We start from the raw sequence: 17365 nt of genomic DNA, 5'->3' as shown, positions 1-17365 counted from the left end.
TCAATTCTGCTGCTGATAATAGGCTTGGATCCGCCACCTCCGAAAGCCCCATTCGCGCCAGTTGGTGATGGTGTTTCTGTACAGGTCATAGTGCATCGCGCTGCCGCAGACCTGCTGTCCGGTTCCGGTTTCAAAGGCATGGACAGCGGGGTAGGCACCGGCACCGAGACTGCAGATGTAATAGGTGTCCTGTTTCACCAGCGTGCTGCCATGGGTCAGGTTGTGGCGGGCGATGACCCCGGCGAAGTTCACGAAACCGCAGATGTAGAGAGTGCCCAGAAGGGCGGCAAAGCAGCGGCGCAGCAGCCAGGCATTGTCGTGGCCGCGGTGGATCTGCACCACGGTCAGCACCAGCCCCGCCAGCACCAGCCCCATCCAGATGAAGGCGGCCACTCGCAGGTAGGTCAGCGCGTAGGCCTGGACGTAATGGTGCAGCCTGATGGCGGCGGTCAGCACCAGGAACATGTTCTGCGCCAGCCACAGGTAGACCAGAGCTCGCAGGGTTTTGTCGGCGCCGGTCATGCTGCGGGTCAACAGTGTGAACACACCGGCCAGCAGCGCCGTCACCACGAGCGGATAGGATCCACGGTGGGCGTAAGAGGCATAGCTCATCCCGTCCGGCAGGGAGACGCTGCCGGTCAGAATGCCGAGGTCCATCACCGTTTGGACCAGAAACAGCAGGTTGAACAGCACCAGTGAATTGCGCACCGACACCGGATTGATCAGAAAGGCGGCCCTGCTGGGGCCGGCCTTTTGCAGGTTGGCGGCGGGCGCGGCGCTGCCCAGCCATGTCTCGCTGAGGTTGAGGCAGGGCCATAGCAGCGCCGCCATCATGGTCCAGAACAGGAGCCGCAGCCAGAAGTCCAGCTCGAACAGGCGGCCGGGGTCCAGCTCTGCCAGAAACTCCTCCAGCACCGGGTTGGCAGAGGCCAGCAGCATCAGGAAAACGGCGCCCATGAGCAGCGGCAGCGCCAGTGAGGCCGCCTGGCGGCGGGCGCCTGAACTGAAGTCCGAGGCAGGCACGGCGCGGAATGCATCGCGCAGCAGCAGCACGGCGCCGACCGTCGGCAGGCGCAGGGCGGTGCGCAGCGCCAGCCGTTCGCTGGCGGCCGGGCCGTAGACCGCCCAGGCCGTCAGGCAGATCAGGCCGCCGAGGCTGAACAGGACAGAAAGGAACTGCAGTTCAATTGCAGCAGGCAGGTTGCTGAGCAGGGCAAAACAAGCGGCACCTGCCCATTCCCGGGCTGTTGGGCGGCGGGGTTTCATCGCCATGACAGCGGCAGAGAGGATCAGCGCAAAGACAGCAACCGAAATGCCCGCCGGCTGGTCCCAGAACAGCCAGTCCGCAACCGCAACCAGCGATGCCAGAATCGGTATTGCATGACGCATCCTTAAAGAGGCGTAGAGCGGCCCCCCATCCTTGCGGCGGCGGGGCTGCGCCTGCGGCGGCCCGCCTGCGGCCTCCAGCCACCATGCATCCAGCCTGATGCTGTCGGGCACGCCGTGTATGACCAGTTCCTGCCTCATGTTCTGTCTCCTGCTTGCAATTTTCATTGCCTGCAGTGATGCGGCCTGCGCTTGCATCTTTGGCGTGCTGTCTCCGCAGGTTTCAGGGGGCTTTTGTGCAGATTTCGTGCAGGGCTGCCGGGTCAGCCCGGGCCGGGTGCTGCAGGCGGGGGCTGGCAGCTGCGGCGCACATCTTCGGCGAAAAGGGAGATCGCCCGCCGGTGCATTTGGCCACGGCGGGTGGCGAGGTGAAATGCCGTGACCCAGCGCAATTCCGGGCCGTTCACCTCCCGCAGCCTGCCGCCGCGGACCCATGCGTCCGCAAAATGCGCGGGCAGCGGGCCAAGATATTGCCCGGTTGCGATCAGCATCGCCAGGGCTTCCATGTTGGCGGCGGAGGCCGCGGGTTCACCGGCGGCAAGACCCGCAATCGGCAGCCGGTCATAGGACCGCTGGCAGAGCGGGTACTGCGCGATATCCTGCGGGGCGGCCTCCTGACCCTGAAGGGTGAACAACGGATGCCCGGCACCGCAATACAGCCGGTGCTCCTCCTGGCACAGGTCCTCATATTCCAGATCGGCGATCTGGTTGCGGAAGGGGGCGATGGCGACATGCAGCGCGCCGGTGATCAGCTGCTGCGTCAGCTCAGCAGGGGAGGCCACGGTAATATCGAGCTGCACGTCGTTCGGCCGCGACCCGAAACGCTGCAGCGCCTGTGTCAGGTTGAGGCCGGGCAGGCTGCTCACGGCGTCCGCCACACCAATGCGCAAATCGCCGGTCACGGTGCCGCGCAGCTCCATCAGCCCGGCGTCGAAGTCACGGGCGCTGCGCAGCATGCTGCGGGCCCTGCGGTAGACGGTCTCGCCGCGTTCCGTCAGCCGGAAGCCGGCGCGCCCGCGGTCGCACAGGCGGTAACCCAATGAGGTCTCCAGATCGCGGATGCGGATGCTGATGGCGGATTGGGTGACGCCAAGTGCATATTGCGCCTCGGAAAAACCGCCGCAATCCGCAACCGTGACAAAGGTTTCCAGCAATGTGTTGCGCAGCAGTTTCATAGGGGCGCTCTGTCTTTGAAATTGAGTGAATTACATGAAACTACCTTATGTAAAGAAAAGCAGCAGAATATTTTTTCATGAGAGCAGCTGTGATCAACTGCGTTGAAGCCTTGCAGTTGGAGACGCAAATGACCGGACATGGATATGAGACTGGCCGCCTGAATCTGCCGTTCACCGGCATCGCTACCTTTGGCAAGAAGCCTTATGTTGCGGATTGGGACAGCATTGACGCGGATGTTGCGGTCCTTGGCGCGCCCTATGATTTCGGCTGCCAGTACCGGTCCGGCGCGCGGTTCGGCCCGCGGGCGGTGCGCGAGGCCTCGACCCTGTTCAGCTTTGGCCATGCCGGCGCCTATGATCACGAGGATGATGCCACCTATCTGGGGGAGGATGTGCGGATTGTCGATCTGGGGGATGCCGACATCGTCCACACCAGGACCGGGGAAAGCCACGCCAACATTGAATTCGGAGTGCGGAAGATCCTGCAGGCGGGCGCGCTGCCGGTGGTGATCGGCGGCGATCATTCCATCAACATCCCCTGTATCCGCGCCTTTGAGGACGACTGCGCCAGGAACGGGCCGATCCATGTTGTGCAGATCGACGCGCATCTGGATTTCGTTGATGAGCGCCATGGCGTCACCGAGGGCCACGGCAACCCGATGCGCCGCGCGATCGAGAAGGATTACGTCAGCGGCATGACCCAGCTGGGCATCCGCAACGTGTCCTCCACGGCGCGGGAAGGATATGAGGATGCGCGTGCGCGCGGCTCCGATATCCTGTCGGTGCGGCAGGTGCGCAAGCTCGGCACGGGGGCGGTGCTGGACCGCATCCCCAAGGGCGCGCGGTATTATGTGACCATCGACATCGACGCTTTCTGCCCCTCGATTGCGCCGGGCACTGGCACGCCCAGCCATGGCGGTTTTCTGTATTATGACGTGCTGGAAATCCTGCAGGGGCTGGCGCAGCGCGGCGATGTCGCGGGTATTGATCTGGTGGAAGTCGCCCCGGCCTATGACCCCTCCGAGAGCACCCAGATCCTGGCAGCACAGCTGCTGCTGAATTTCCTGGGCTTCATCTTTCACCACAGGAAATAGGCTTAACTCCAGCTGCGGCAGCAGAAAGGAATTGTATTCACCTTTGCTGAAATACTCCGGGGAGCGCGAGGGGCCGGCCCCTCGTTCCTGCCGCTGCCGCAAGCGCCTCAGGGGGCCATCTTTCCCTCGGCAAAGATGCGGGCTGCGGTCACGGCCTCCGGGTCCGGTTCAACCCCGGTGAAACCCAGCAGGTAGCCCTCCAGCCGGGCGGTGCGGGCTTGCATTGGTTCGCGCACTTCCAGCGCGTGGTAGCCGCACTGCATGAAATAGAGGATCCGGGCGCGGGCCTCCGCCTCATAGGCGGAGTAGCCGTGGCGCTCATACATCGCCGTCACCGCGGCAAGGCGCTGCGCATCTGCCGCGTCGATCCGGTTGCGCACCTTGCCGTCGCGGCGGGACCATTCGCGGACCGCGAAGTCGAGGCTGGCATCAAACAGGTCCGGGTCGACAAAGCAGCGGAAGAAGTTGCAGACCGCCCAGGAGATATTGGCGGCGGGCAGGTTGCAATGGTCAAGGATGGGCGCGGTGTTGCGCGCCTCCCAGTCGTCCAGCAGCGCCTCCAGCAGGTGTTTGCGGCTTTTGAAGTACCAGTAGAAGCTGGAGCGCGAAACGCCGAGCCGTTCGCCGATCGCCAGCACTTTGACCCCGGCCACCCCTTCGCTGACCAGCAGGTCGCGGGCCACGTTCAGCCAGTCCTCCGGCGTGACCTTCACATGGCCGCTGAGGGGTTCCTTGTCGGGGTTGTCCCGGTGCAGCACCGGGGCGGCGCGTCTGGCCATGTCAGCTCTCCGGCGGTGCGCCGCCTTCGGCGGTGCGTTTGGCGATGAAGCTTTTAAGCGCTTCAACGCGGGTTTCATCCGTTGCCGGGCGGTTATCATGGGCGAGGATCTCCTGCCAGACCCGGGTTGCGCGCTGGCTGGCGTCCAATGCACCGCGCTCAGACCACGTGCCGAAATTGGCATACTCATGCACCACGGGCTCATAGAATTCGGTGCTGTAGCGGTCCATGGTCTGGGGGGCGGCAAAGAAATGCCCCTGCGGCTCCACCTGTGTCAGGGCGGTTGCATAGCCGATTTCATCTGACCCGGCCTGGGCGCCTGCGCAAAGCTCGGCAATCATGTTGAGCACTTCGGCGTCGGTGATCAGTTTCTCGTAAGAAACCGACAGCCCGCCCTCCAGCCAGCCGGCCGCGTGGATGATCACGGTGGCGCCGGCCATCAGGCAGCCCCAGAGGCCCATCTGGTTTTCATTGGCCGCCTGCACGTCGTTGCAGTTGGATGCCGACCCTGCGGCAGAGCGCCAGGGCAGGCCGAGGTGGCGCGCCAGCTGGCCTGCGGCCAATGACGCCTGAAAATGCGCGGGTGTGCCGAATGCAGGCGCGCCGGACTTCATGTCCACGTTGGACGTGAAGGTGCCGTAGCACACCGGCGCGCCGGGGTTCGTCAGCTGGGTGAGAGTGAGGGCGGCCAGCACCTCCGCGTGGCTGAGGGTGATGGCGCCTGCGACGGTGATCGGCGCCATTGCCCCCATCAGAGTGAACGGCGTGATGATCGAGACCTGCCCGTGGCGGGCAAAGTCGATCAGCCCCTGCGCCATCGGAATGTCCAGCGTGCGCGGGCTGTTGGTGTTGATAATGGTGTAGCAGCGCGGCTCAGACCGGAATTCCGCGTCCGACACCCCGCGGAAATCACGGATCATCTCGAAACAGTCCATCACCTGCGGTGTCCCGCGCGAGAAGATGAAGGGGAACTTGTCGGTCCGGGTCATCTGCGCCTCGGTGGTGAAGTAGTGGCGCAGATGGATGGGGACGTCCTGCGGCTCCACTTGGGGAGAAATCATGTGGAAGACATCGAAGTGATGGGTGAGCTGCAGATATTCCAGATAGTCCCGGGCAGAACCTGGGCGGCGGCCGCGTTCAAGATCGGTGGCATTGGGCGCGCCAGCGCCTGCCTGAAACACCAGGCTGCCCAGTTCCAGCGTGATATCGCGCTCACGGGTGCCCGCCCGGCAGGTGATCGAGCGGGGCGCGGTGGCCAGCGCCGCCTCCACCATGTCGCGGCCGATATAGACCATTTCGCTGTCTTCATCGACACGGGCGCCGCCTTTGGCGTAGAGACGGCGGGCCTCCGGCAGCAGCACCTTCATGCCCAGTTCCTCGAGCATCTTCAGCGCGGTGTCATGCATGTCCGCGATCTGATGCGCCGGGAAGACCTCCATCAGCGGAAAGGGGTTTTTCAGCTGGCGGTAGTTTGGGTTGCGCTTGGGCGCAGCCTCCGCTGCAGCCTTACGGCCGCGCCGCCGTTCTGAGCGATCCGGTCTCATGAGTGTTCTTCCTGAGGATGAAGGCGCACCATCTGGCGCGTCACGTTGTCAAAATTGGCGTTCGCGCCGAACTGCGGCGGGGCGGTCAGTTCTACGCGGCTGGTGCGGGCGAGAATGGCGCGGGCGGCCACCTGGGTTTCCATCCGCGCAAGCGCAGCACCCAGGCACATATGGGCGCCCTGGCCAAAGGCGAGGTGGCGGTTGGGGCTGCGGTCCGGGCGGAAGGCATCCGGTTCTTCGAAAACTGACGGGTCGCGGTTCGCAGCCGTCAGCCAGACCACGACGCGGCCACCCTTGGGGATGGTGACGCCGTGCATTTCCACATCCTGAAGCGCAAAGCGGTCGATGTTGCGGATCGAATTGCGCATCCGCAGGCATTCCTCTACCGCGCCATCGGTCAGGCCGGGATCTGCACGCAGCCGGGCGGCCTGCTCGGGGAATGCATCCAGCAGCCGCACGAAGTTGGTGATAAGGTTGGTTGTGGTCTCGTTTCCTGCCAGCAGAAGCAGCATCGCCATCGACAGCAGTTCTGCCTCTGTCAGCTGCTCGCCCTCGGGACCAGCGTTTCGGAAGGCGGTAAACAGTGCCTCGCCGTCCCAATCCGGGCGGGACAGGAAATCGCGGAAGTAGGCGGTCATTTCTTCGCCCGCCCTGCGCCCGCGCTCGGCCAGAGCCGGGTCCATCTCCGGCAGCCAGGTGACTGCGCCGGAGTTATCACCAAGAACCGCAGTCCATTGCCGGATCTGCTCCATGTCTTCCGGCGGCAGGCCCAGCACCTCGCAGATCATGGCAACGGTCACATGGGCCGCAAAATCCTCGACCAGATCGAATTCACCGGCCTGAAGCGCAATGTCCATGCGCTGATCCACCACCTTTTGCACCGCCGGGCGCAGGGCTTCGATGGTCTTGGCCATGAAGACCCTGTTGGCGATCATCCGCAGGCGGCGGTGCTTGTCCCCGCCGGCAGAGATCATGTTGTTGAACAGGAAACTGAGGTTGGCCTCTGCCAGCGCGCCGCCGTCCTGCAGGCTGCGGTCTGAAGAAAAGACCTCTGGCGAAAGCAGCACCTTGCGCACGTCGTCATAGCGGAACACATGCCAGCTTTCAGTGAGTCCGGGCGACAAGTGTAAGACCGGGTGATCCTCTCGCATATGGGCCAGCACCGGATATGGGTTTTCCCTGAACTCCGGGCTGGTGAGGGCATTGAACTTATGCAGCAGTGACACCGGATCAGTCTCTCATCGCTGTGCCGGCAGGGTCATACGGGGACGGTGCGATCACCCGTGCGGCACGCGCCTGCCCGACAATGTGAACCGTCAGTTCCGTGCCTTCTGCAGCTGCGTCGCGGTTCACCATTGCCATGGCGAGCGACTTGCCCGTGGTGTGGCCGTAGCCGCCGGAAGTGACAAAGCCGACGCGGGTTTCGCCCTGCCAGACCGGCTCATAGCCGCTGGCATCTGCATCCGTGGCGTCCACTTCCAAGGTCACAACAACCTGCGCCGGGCCGCCCGCATCGCGTTCCTTGAGCGCGGCGCCGCGGCCGGTGAAATCCTTGTCCCAGTCGATCCAGCGGTCCATGCCGGTTTGTGCCGCGGTGTAGCCTTGGGTGAATTCGGCGCTCCAGATGCCGAAGCTCTTTTCCAGCCGCAGGCTGAGGAGTGCGTTGAAGCCGATTTCGCGGATGCCAAGGTCTGCGCCGGCCTCCAGCAGGGTTTCGCGCAGGGTGATGTGCTCGGCGGCGGAGCAGTGGAGTTCATAGCCCAGCTCACCCGCGACCGAGAGGCGGCCCACCTTGAGGCGCAGCATGCCGATGTCGAAGGTTCCGCAGCCCATGAAGGGCAGGTCCGTGATGGGGCCGTCCGTCAGCTTTTCCAGGACCTTGCGGCTGTTCGGGCCGGAGAGGCTGAAGCCGGTGACGGCATCACTCACGTCGCGCACCCCGACATCCTCGTCCATGTGGTCCTGGAACCAGCGCATGTGCCATTCGCGCAGATAGTAGCTGCCCATGATCCACCAGGTGCCGTCGCCTCAGTTAAAGACGGTGAGGTCGCCCTTGAGACGGCCTTCGGGCGACAGCATCGGCGCCAGTTTGGCGCGGCCCGGTTTCGGCAGTTTCGACGCCAGGATGCGGTCGAGCCAGGCCTCAGCCCCGGCGCCTGAGACCTCAAACCGGGAGAAGGCAGAAATATCCAGAAGCCCCACGGCCTCGCGCACCGCTTTGCATTCTTCTGCGACGATGCCAAAGGCGTTGGAGCGCTTCAGGGTCGGGGTTTCGGTGAAGTCTTCCGACGGAGCAAAGTAGAGCGGGATCTCCAGCCCGTAGCTGGCGCCCCAGCGGCAGCCTGCGGCTGTCATGCCGTCATAGGCGGGGGCCTTCTTCAGCGGGCGGCCTGCGGGCAGCTGCTCGTTCGGGTAGGTCATGACGAAGCGGCGGGTGTAGAACTGGCCAGTGGTTTCCTTGATGAACCGCTTGTTCTGGGCGTAGTCGCCGAAACGCGCCACATCCATTCCGAAAACATCCGCCTCGGGCTCGCCGTGGATCATCCATTCGGCCAGAGATTTGCCGACGCCGCCGCCCTGCAGGAAACCGGCCATCACACCGCAGGCGCACCAGTAGCCGGGCTTGCCGCGCACCGGGCCGACCAGCGGGTTGCCGTCGGGGGCAAAGGTGAAGGCGCCGTTGACCCAAGTCTTGACACCGGTGGTTTGCAGGGCCGGGTAGCGTTCGAGGCCCAGCGTCAGTTCGCGCTCAATCCGGTCGGGATCTTCCTGCTGCAGCTCGAACCCGTATTCCCAGGGCGCGCCGTCCATCATCCAGTGCTGGTGGTCGATCTCGTAGATGCCCAGCAGAATGCCCTTCTGGTCCTGGCGCATATAGGTGAAGCCTTCGAGGTCGACGGTCATCGGCACTTCGAAATCGAGTTTCTCCAATTCGGGGATGGTGTCGGAAATCAGATAGTGATGGTTGAGCGGTGAGACCGGCAGTTCCACGCCTGCCATGCGGCCCACCTGCTTGGCCCAGAGGCCTGCGGCATTGACCACATGTTCGGCGTGGATGGTGCCCTTCTCGGTCACGACCTGCCATCCGCCCTCCACCTGGTGCAGTTCGAGCACCCTGTTGTGCTCAATCACCTCGGCGCCGCGTTTCCTGGCAGCCCCGGCATAGGCGTGCACGGTGCCGGTGGTGTCGACATAGCCCTCGCGGTCGGCCCACATGCCGCCGAGAATGCCCTCGGTGGACATGATCGGGCAAAGCTCGCCCGCTTCCTGCGGTGTGATCAGGCGGCAGTCGTCGATGCCGATCGACTGGAAGGTGCGGAAGGCCGATTGCAGCCATTCCCAGCGGTCCGGGGTGCCCGCCAGCGTCATGCCGCCGGTCATATGCATGCCGACAGACTGGCCCGATTCCTGCTCGATCTCTGACAGGAGGTCGATGGTATAGGCTTGCAAGCTGGCGATGTTGGGGTCGGCGTTCAATGCGTGGAAGCCGCCTGCTGCGTGCCAGCTGGACCCGGCCGTCAGCACCGAGCGTTCGATCAGGCAGACATCACGCCAGCCGAATTTTGCCAGGTGGTAGAGGACAGAGGCGCCGACAACGCCGCCCCCGATGACAACAGCACGATAGTGCGACTTCATGGCCCTTCTCCCTGTCTGCCGCCGCAGGAGGTTCGGGAACCCCCCCGAATCCTCACATTGGACACATATGTCTAATTGATCGGCGATCCTGGACAGTCTTGTCCAGAAAAATCTGACGGGAGCCTTCTGCCGGCTGTGCTACGGGCCGGGCGCAACGGGTGCGGGTTAGGCCTCTGCCCAGGTGCCCGTGCGTATGGTCTGCGCGGCAAACCTGCCGGGGCCGGTCCGCCAGGGCAGGGCGGATTCCAGCCACAGGCACTTGTGCAAGGTGAAGCGCCAGCCGCGCTGCGCGTCGTCAAAGCCTGCCAGATCCGGGTGGCCTTCCTCCAGCAGCTCCACCGTGCCGGTCAGCAGCAAAAGGCTGCCGGTCTCGAAGTCCGGGAAGGCCAGGCCCGCGCGCGGGTTCAGCAGGAAATTCCCAAGCGTGTTGAAATGGTTGTTGCCCCGGAAATCCGGGACTGTGAGGGTATTTGCCGTCACTTGGACAAAACCGGGCCGCCCGCCGCGGTGGGAGACATCGACGCCTTCGCGTTCCGGGTCATCTGCGGCGGGGATGTGGCTGGCAACAAAGAACGTATCGGCCTGTGCGATCCGCGCGCTTTGCTCCGGCGGCAGGGTTGTAAAGCCCTGCAGAGTGGCAGGGGGCTTGTCATCGGCGGGGATCAGATCGCGCTCCTGGATATACTGCGGGCAATTGCCAAAGGACTGGTCCACCTGCAGGGTGAAGCTAGCCGGGCTTGCTGAAATCACGCGCCCGTTCAGCCGGTTGCGGCGGCGGCTGTGCAGCTCAATCCCCAGCAGCCCCAGCGGTGCGCCCACGCGGATGGCGGCATGGACCGGATCCCCGGCCGTTCTGTTCAGCGCTATCTGCAGGTGCTCCGGGTCGGGCGAGACAGCAAATCCGGGCGGACCGCTGAGCAGGCTGGCCCAGGGCCAGCCGTCCGCGTCCACGGCACCGGCCGCCAGGAACGGCAGCTGGGCAAAGAGCTCCCGGTGCTCTTCAGGCATGAAGGGGCGGATCATCCGGCGGCCCAGAGTCTCTGCCATGTCGCGCTTGCCCGCGCGGCGCTGCATTTCCTGTTCGCCAGCGTGGAAGGGTGAGGGGCTGTCTGCATCATGGGGCATGGGAACCTCCTGTAGCTGAAGCGATGCGGCGGCGGCCCGATTGACCGCCGCCAGCGGGGTCAGGCTGCAAGGCCGGCCTTGGTGGCGGGCATCGGCTTGAAGCCTTTCAAGGCTTCAATGTTTGCCAGCAGGGCGCGGACATTGGGGTAGGGCTCCAGCGAGATGCCGCCCTCTGGTGCATGGGCGACATAGGAGTAGACGGCCACATCGGCGATGGTGGGGGCTTCGCCGACCAGGAAGCGGCGGCCCTCCATATGGGCGTCGATCTTGCCCAGCACGCGGGCCGCGACTGTGGCGCAGAACTCGGCGTTCAGCGGCGCGTTGAACACGGTGATCAGCCGCGCTGCCGCCGGACCAAAGGCAAGCTCGCCCGCAGCCAGAGTCAGAAACTTCTGCACCTCGGCCTCAAGAACCGGATCGGAGGGCAGCCAGGATGGCGCGTATTTGCGGGCCAGGTAAACCAGGATGGCATTGGAATCGCTGATCACTGCTTCGCCGTCCTCGATCACCGGCACCTGGCCTGCGGGGTTCAGCGCCAGGAAGGGCGGCTGTTTGTGCTCGCCGCTGGCGAGGTCGACGTTCACCACCTCATGGGCGATGCCGGTGAGGCTGGCGAACAGCTCTACCCTGTGGGCGTGGCCGGAGAGGGGGAAGCTGTGGATGCGGATCTGATGTGCCATGTCTGGGGTCCTTTGCTGCGGCAGGGGCCGCTGGTTTCTAAAGACACCCGGTAGATACACTCTGCCGTACATGGCGATAATATTCCAATTCATGGAATGCTTATGTACATTTCGTTCATAACTGATGCCGGAGGCCCTGGGATGGACAAGCTGGACTGCATGCGCGCCTTTGCCGCCGTGGCGGCGCAAAGCTCCTTTACCTCAGGTGCCCGGCAGCTGGGGATCAGCACCAAACTGGCCAGTAAATATGTCGCCCGGCTGGAGGAGCAGCTGGGGGCGCAGCTCTTGAACCGCACCACCCGCAAAGTGACGCTGACCGATACCGGCCGCGCCTATCTGGAGCGCTGCCTGCCGCTCTTGGATCAGTTCGACGAGCTGGAAGACGTAGTGCAGCTGCGCCAGCAGGAACTGGCGGGCCCGATCCGCATCACCGCACCCACAGGGTTCGGCAGCCGGGAACTGGTGGAGGCGCTGCAGCCGTTCCAGCAGGCGCACCCCAAGGTGGAGGTAGAGCTGGTGCTGTCCGACCGGCATCTGCCGATGCTGGAGGAGGGGGTGGATCTGGCGGTCCGTTTCGGCACCTTGAGGGATTCGACGCTGGTGGCCCGCAAGCTGTGCAGTATGCGGCTGGTAGTGGTGGCGTCGCCTGACTATCTGGCGGCAGAAGGCGAACCGGCAGAGCCGGAGGCGCTGGCCACTCACAACTGCCTGCTGCAGATGACCTCGCCGCAGCCCGATGCCTGGGTCTTTGGCAAGGGTGCTGCGCAACGGACCGTCACCGTCGGCGGCAGCTTCCGCGCCAACTCGCCTCGGGCGGTGGCGCATATGGCTGCGAGCGGTCTCGGCATTGCCCGCTGCCCGCATTACACCGCACTGCCGTTTCTGCGCGATGGCAGGCTGCAAGTGCTTTTCGAGAAACAGGAAACCTATCCAACAGCGCTGTTTGCCGTCTATCCGGCCAGCCGTCATCTGACGGTGCGGATCCGGGCGCTGATTGATCATCTGGCGGGTTGTTTCGGGCCCGGTTGACCGGTGCCGCCTGCTCAGGGTTTGCAGTACCGTTTCATCTTTCCCGAAATACTCCGGGGAGCGCGAGGGGCTGGCCCCTCGCACTTGCAGCAGAGACCTCCGGAAAGCACTTGCAGCAATTGGGGCAACAAAATTGCCCGAATTATTTTATACTTGAAATATATATTCAAGCCTGCGTAGGCTGATCCCGAGGGCTGGCGCAAGATCAGCCGTAACGATGCCGGCTGCAGCGGGTCTTGGCTTCTGCCGGGGCGGCGTTAAAGTCGCAAGCATTTGATCAAGAACCCAGGCCTCAAGGGCCGGTCATATTCTGGGAGGAAAGACGTAATGAAGACCCTTCGGATGCTCGCCATGGCGGCTGCGGTTCCGGCGCTGGCTGTTGCAGCCCAGGCTGACACCAAGATTGGCATGATCACCACATTGTCCGGCGGCGGCGCGGGGCTGGGTGTGGATGTGCGCGACGGCTTTATGCTGGCGATTGAACAGGACGGCCGCGAGGGCGTCGAGGTGGTGATCGAGGACGATCAGCGCAAGCCTGATGTGGCGGTGCAGATTGCAGACCGGATGATCCAATCCGAGAAGGTGGACATCCTGACCGGCATCATCTGGTCGAACCTCGCAATGGCAGTGGTGCCCGCGGCAACTGCACAGAATGTGTTCTACCTGTCACCGAACGCAGGCCCCTCGGCGCTGGCAGGCAAGCGCTGCCATCCGAATTACTTCAACGTCGCCTGGCAGAACGACAACCTGCATGAAGCCGCGGGCGCCTATGCCAATGAGGCGGGGCTGAAGAACAGCTTCATCCTGGCGCCGAACTATCCGGCGGGGCAGGATGCGCTGACCGGCTACAAGCGGATGTACGGCGGCGAGCTGGCCGGTGAGATCTACACCAAACTGGGCCAGACCGATTATGCAGCCGAAATCGCGCAGATCCGGGCGTCGGGGGCTGACTCGGTCTATTTCTTCCTGCCCGGCGGCATGGGGATTTCCTTCCTCAAGCAATATGCGGGCAGCGGTGTGGATCTGCCGGTGGTCGGCCCGGCGTTCTCGTTCGATCAGGGCATCCTGCAGGCGGTGGGTGACGCCGCACTGGGGGTGAAGAACACCTCGCAGTGGAACAAGGACATCGACAATGAGGCCAACGCCGAATTTGTTGCCTCCTTCCAGGCAAAATACGGCCGTCTGCCGTCGCTTTATGCCAGCCAGGGCTTTGACACTGCCAATCTGATCCTGAGCGCGCTGGACAAGGCGGAGGTGTCTGACCAGGACAGCTTCCGCGCGGCACTGAAAGCGGCGGAATTCGCATCGGTCCGCGGTGATTTCAAATTCGGCGACAACCACCACCCGATCCAGGACATCTATGTCCGCGAAGTGATCAAGGAGGGCGATGTCTTCACCAACAAGATCATTGCCACCGGGCTGAGCGACCATGCCGACGCCTATGCAGGCGAGTGCAAGATGTAAGACCTGACCCGGACGGGGGCGCCTGAGGCGCCCCTGCACACGGCAAGACTACCCCTTCGGAAAATCAAATGACCTATATTCTAGTTCTGGAGCAGATCCTGAATGGGCTCCAGCTCGGGATGATGCTGTTCCTGATGGCGGCCGGGCTGACGCTGGTGTTCGGGGTGATGGGGCTGATCAACCTGGCCCATGGCTCGCTCTACATGGTGGGCGCCTTTGCCGCCGCCGCAGTGGCAGGCTGGACCGGATCCTTCCTGCTGGCGCTGACCGCAAGCCTTGCCGCCGCCGCGGCGGCCGGCGCCCTGATGGAGCTGGTGGTGATCCGGCGGCTCTACCGGCGCGACCATCTGGACCAGGTGCTGGCGACCTTTGCCCTGATCCTGATCTTTTCCGAAGGCACCCGCTGGCTGTTCGGCTCCTTCCCGCTGTTTCTGGATGTGCCGTCCTACCTTTCGGGGCCGGTGAGCCTGCCGGGCGGCATTCAGTATCCGTTGTACCGGCTGACGATCATCCTGATTGGTTTGGCAGTTGCTGCCGGGCTGTTCCTGCTGATTGCGCGCACCCGCATTGGCATCCAGATCCGCGCAGGCGAGGCTGATCGCGAGATGATTGCCGCGCTTGGCGTTGATATTTCCAAGCTTTACACAGTCGTGTTCGCTTTGGGCGCGGCGCTTGCCGGGCTGGCGGGCGCGCTGGTTGGCGCGATCCAGTCGGTGCAGGTCGGCATGGGCGAGCCGGTGCTGATCCTGGCCTTTGTGGTCATTGTTATTGGCGGCATCGGCTCCATCAAGGGGGCGCTGGCCGGCGCGCTGTTGGTGGGGATGACTGATACGCTGGGCGGCGTGTTCCTGCCGCAGCTGTTTGCAGTCTTTATGGACCCGGCCAGCGCGGCCTCTGCCGGGGCGTCGCTGGCCTCGATGCTGATCTACATTCTGATGGCGGCAATCCTCTTGGTGCGCCCCTCTGGCCTTTATGGAGGGAGCGCATGATGCTGACGCGCGAGAGCCTGCTCAATTGGGCGATGATTGCGGCGCTGCTGATCGTGCCGGTGGCGGCGTGGTCGCTGGATGAGCCCTTTGTCATCACCTTGGCGACCAAGGCTGCGATCCTGGCACTGGCAGGGGTTGGGCTGAACATTGCCCTCGGCCTTGGCGGGCTGATCAGCCTGGGCCATGCGGCGTTTTTCGGGATTGGCGGCTATGCCATGGGCATCCTGGCCGCCCATGCCCAGAATTATGAGCCGCTGTTTGAATGGCCGTTCCTGTTTGAGGGCAGCAACCAGATGCCGCTGATCTGGCTGGTGGCGGTGGTCTTCAGCGCGCTTGCCGCGCTGGTGATCGGGGCGCTGTCGTTGCGCACCTCCGGTGTCTATTTCATCATGATCACCCTCGCCTTCGGCCAGATGCTTTATTACTTTGCCATCAGCTGGAGCGCTTATGGCGGCGAGGACGGGCTGTCGATCTGGGTGAGGAATGAATTCCCCGGCCTCAACACGCTGGATCCGATCCAATTCTTGGCCATTTCCTATGTGATCCTCTGCCTGGCTCTGGTCTTTGCGGCGCGGCTGGCGCGTTCGCCCTTCGGGCTGGCACTGGCGGCGGCGCGCCAGAATGAGGACCGGGTACAGGCGGTAGGCCTCACGCCGTTCACCCTGCGGCTGACGGCTTTTGTGATTTCCGGGGCGATCACCGGGCTGGCGGGCGCCCTGTTTGCCGATCTGAACCGGTTCGTCAGCCCGACCATGCTCAGCTGGCACACCAGCGGCGAGATCATGATCTTTGTAATACTCGGCGGGGTGGGGCGGCTCTATGGCCCGGTTGCCGGTGCCGCGCTTTATATCCTGCTGGAGCATCTTCTGGGCGGGATCAGCGATTACTGGCAGATTTTCCTGGGCGTGCTGCTGCTGCTCATCGTGCTGTTCGCCCGGGGCGGGCTGATCGGGGCCATTGCGGGACGGGAGAAGGCGCATGGCTGATGTGGTCCTGAAAACACAAGCCCTGAACAAGAGCTTTGGCGCATTGCAGGCAAGCCGCGACGTTTCGCTGGACCTTCGGCCGGGCGAAATCCACGCGCTGATCGGCCCCAATGGCGCTGGCAAGTCCACCCTGATCAAGCAGATTGCAGGCAATCTGGCGCCGGACAGCGGCACGGTGGAGCTGCTGGGGCAGGATGTCACCGCACTGGACACAGTGGCGCGGGCCCGGATGGGGCTGGGGCGGACGTTCCAGATCTCCGCGCTTGCGATGGAATACACGGTGCTGCAGAACGCGGTGCTGGGGGCGCTTGGCGGGCGGGGCCGTGTGTTCCATTTCTTCCGCAATGTGATGAAGGATCCGGAATTGCTGGAGCGCGCGCACGATGCGCTGGAGCGGGTCGGGCTGACACAGGACGCAAACCGCCGCACCGCTGACCTGTCGCACGGCCAGCGCCGCCAGCTGGAGGTGGCGGTGGCGCTGACGCTGAAGCCCAAACTGTTTCTGATGGATGAGCCCATGGCGGGCCTGGGTACCGCCGGGTCCAAGGCGCTGACCGGGTTCCTGGATGGCTTGCGGCAAGAGGCGCCGATCCTGCTGGTGGAACATGACATGGACGCGGTGTTTGCTTTGGCGGACCGGATCAGCGTGCTGGTCTACGGCCAGATCATTGCCACCGGCACCGCCGATGAGATTCGCGCCAACGCCGAGGTGCGCCGCGCCTATCTGGGTGAGGAGGACGCCGCATGAGCCTGCTGTCATTGCAAGGGGTTGAAGCGTCGTACGGAGCGGCGCAGGCGCTGTTCGGCGTCGATCTGGAGATCGGCGAGGGCGAGGTGGTGGCGCTGATGGGCCGCAACGGCATGGGCAAATCCACCACCATCAAGACGGTCTGCGGCATGCTGGCAGCTTCCAATGGCGAACTGCGGTTCGACGGCCACGACCTGCGCCAGCTGCCGTCGCACAAGATCGCGCGGCTGGGTGTCGGCCTGGTGCCCGAGGGGCGGCGCTGCTTTGCGCCGCTGACGGTGGAGGAAAACCTGACCGCCGCCGCACGCCAAGGGCCGTGGGATTTGACCAAAGTGGCAGAACTGTTCCCCCGGCTGGAGGAGCGCCGGACCCAGGCTGCCGGGTCGTTGTCGGGCGGGGAGCAGCAGATGCTGACCATAGGCCGCGCATTGATGACCAACCCGCGGCTTCTGATCCTCGACGAGGCGACGGAGGGGCTGGCGCCGGTGGTGCGGCAGGAAATCTGGGCTGCCATCGCCCGCCTGAAACGCGAGGCCGGGCTGTCGATCCTGGTGGTGGACAAGTCGCTGAAGGAGTTGTCTGCCGTGGCAGACCGGGCGGTGATCCTCAACAAGGGCAGCAACGCCTGGGAAGGCCGGATTGCCGAGCTGCCTGCGGACGTCGCGGACCGGTTCCTCGGTGTCTAGCTAGAGTCCAGTAATGAGACTTATGTTAAATTAAAATGTCCGGGA

14 protein-coding genes and 1 pseudogene are annotated in these 17365 nt (G+C 64.0%); 7 read left to right on the top strand and 8 right to left on the bottom strand.

The window, feature by feature from the left end:
- Positions 1 to 1527 carry a DUF4153 domain-containing protein gene (locus K3725_RS20555; RefSeq protein ID WP_260018881.1) on the bottom strand — a complete coding sequence of 509 codons (1527 nt, stop codon included), beginning with the start codon at positions 1525 to 1527 and terminating at the stop codon, positions 1 to 3.
- Positions 1528 to 1649: 122 nt separating this feature from the next.
- Complete coding sequence (locus tag K3725_RS20550; protein ID WP_260018880.1) at positions 1650 to 2561, bottom strand: LysR family transcriptional regulator; 912 nt, start codon at positions 2559 to 2561, stop codon at positions 1650 to 1652.
- Positions 2562 to 2689: 128 nt separating this feature from the next.
- Here K3725_RS20550 and speB point away from each other — a divergent pair, with 128 nt between their 5' ends.
- Entirely contained in the window at positions 2690 to 3655 is a 966-nt protein-coding gene (gene speB / locus K3725_RS20545) for an agmatinase (RefSeq protein WP_260018879.1), read from the top strand.
- 107 nt (positions 3656 to 3762) lie between these two features.
- Here speB and K3725_RS20540 read toward each other — a convergent pair whose 3' ends face one another.
- The 6 genes and pseudogenes from K3725_RS20540 to K3725_RS20515 all read right to left on the bottom strand — a co-directional run bounded on the left by K3725_RS20540 (position 3763) and on the right by K3725_RS20515 (position 11418).
- Positions 3763 to 4434, bottom strand: coding sequence for a TetR/AcrR family transcriptional regulator (locus tag K3725_RS20540; protein ID WP_260018878.1), 672 nt, complete (start codon positions 4432 to 4434; stop codon positions 3763 to 3765).
- A gap of 1 nt (position 4435) precedes the next feature.
- Positions 4436 to 5977, bottom strand: coding sequence for a trimethylamine methyltransferase family protein (locus tag K3725_RS20535; RefSeq protein ID WP_260018877.1), 1542 nt, complete (start codon positions 5975 to 5977; stop codon positions 4436 to 4438).
- Complete coding sequence (locus tag K3725_RS20530; protein WP_260018876.1) at positions 5974 to 7203, bottom strand: cytochrome P450; 1230 nt, start codon at positions 7201 to 7203, stop codon at positions 5974 to 5976. Before K3725_RS20530 ends, K3725_RS20535 begins: the two co-directional genes overlap by 4 nt.
- 4 nt (positions 7204 to 7207) lie before the next feature.
- A pseudogene (locus K3725_RS20525) lies at positions 7208 to 9613 on the bottom strand (FAD-dependent oxidoreductase).
- A 165-nt stretch (positions 9614 to 9778) separates the two neighbouring features.
- Positions 9779 to 10738, bottom strand: a complete 960-nt coding sequence (locus tag K3725_RS20520) for a pyridoxamine 5'-phosphate oxidase family protein (protein WP_260018875.1) — start codon at positions 10736 to 10738, stop codon at positions 9779 to 9781.
- 59 nt (positions 10739 to 10797) lie between these two features.
- The gene (locus K3725_RS20515) at positions 10798 to 11418 is read right to left on the bottom strand and encodes a glutathione S-transferase family protein (RefSeq protein WP_260018874.1); all 621 of its coding nucleotides are present in this window, start codon (positions 11416 to 11418) and stop codon (positions 10798 to 10800) included.
- Positions 11419 to 11559: 141 nt separating this feature from the next.
- Here K3725_RS20515 and K3725_RS20510 point away from each other — a divergent pair, with 141 nt between their 5' ends.
- The 6 genes from K3725_RS20510 to K3725_RS20485 all read left to right on the top strand — a co-directional run bounded on the left by K3725_RS20510 (position 11560) and on the right by K3725_RS20485 (position 17320).
- Entirely contained in the window at positions 11560 to 12447 is an 888-nt protein-coding gene (locus K3725_RS20510) for a LysR family transcriptional regulator (RefSeq protein WP_260018873.1), read from the top strand.
- Between the two features lie 327 nt (positions 12448 to 12774).
- Positions 12775 to 13911 (top strand): ABC transporter substrate-binding protein, encoded by a 1137-nt coding sequence (locus K3725_RS20505; protein ID WP_260018872.1) that lies wholly within the window; start codon positions 12775 to 12777, stop codon positions 13909 to 13911.
- Positions 13912 to 13979: 68 nt separating this feature from the next.
- The gene (locus K3725_RS20500; RefSeq protein WP_260018871.1) at positions 13980 to 14900 is read left to right on the top strand and encodes a branched-chain amino acid ABC transporter permease; all 921 of its coding nucleotides are present in this window, start codon (positions 13980 to 13982) and stop codon (positions 14898 to 14900) included.
- Positions 14901 to 14902: 2 nt separating this feature from the next.
- Positions 14903 to 15886, top strand: coding sequence for a branched-chain amino acid ABC transporter permease (locus K3725_RS20495; RefSeq protein WP_260018920.1), 984 nt, complete (start codon positions 14903 to 14905; stop codon positions 15884 to 15886).
- On the top strand, positions 15879 to 16634 hold the full coding sequence (locus tag K3725_RS20490) for an ABC transporter ATP-binding protein (RefSeq protein WP_260018870.1): 756 nt from the start codon (positions 15879 to 15881) through the stop codon (positions 16632 to 16634). Before K3725_RS20495 ends, K3725_RS20490 begins: the two co-directional genes overlap by 8 nt.
- Positions 16631 to 17320, top strand: a complete 690-nt coding sequence (locus K3725_RS20485; protein ID WP_260018869.1) for an ABC transporter ATP-binding protein — start codon at positions 16631 to 16633, stop codon at positions 17318 to 17320. The genes K3725_RS20490 and K3725_RS20485 overlap by 4 nt, the downstream gene beginning before the upstream one ends.
- Positions 17321 to 17365: the final 45 nt, after the last annotated feature.

This window comes from Leisingera sp. S132 (assembly GCF_025144465.1).
Classification (GTDB): Bacteria; Pseudomonadota; Alphaproteobacteria; order Rhodobacterales; family Rhodobacteraceae; genus Leisingera.
This window is presented reverse-complemented; position numbering and strand designations above follow the sequence as displayed.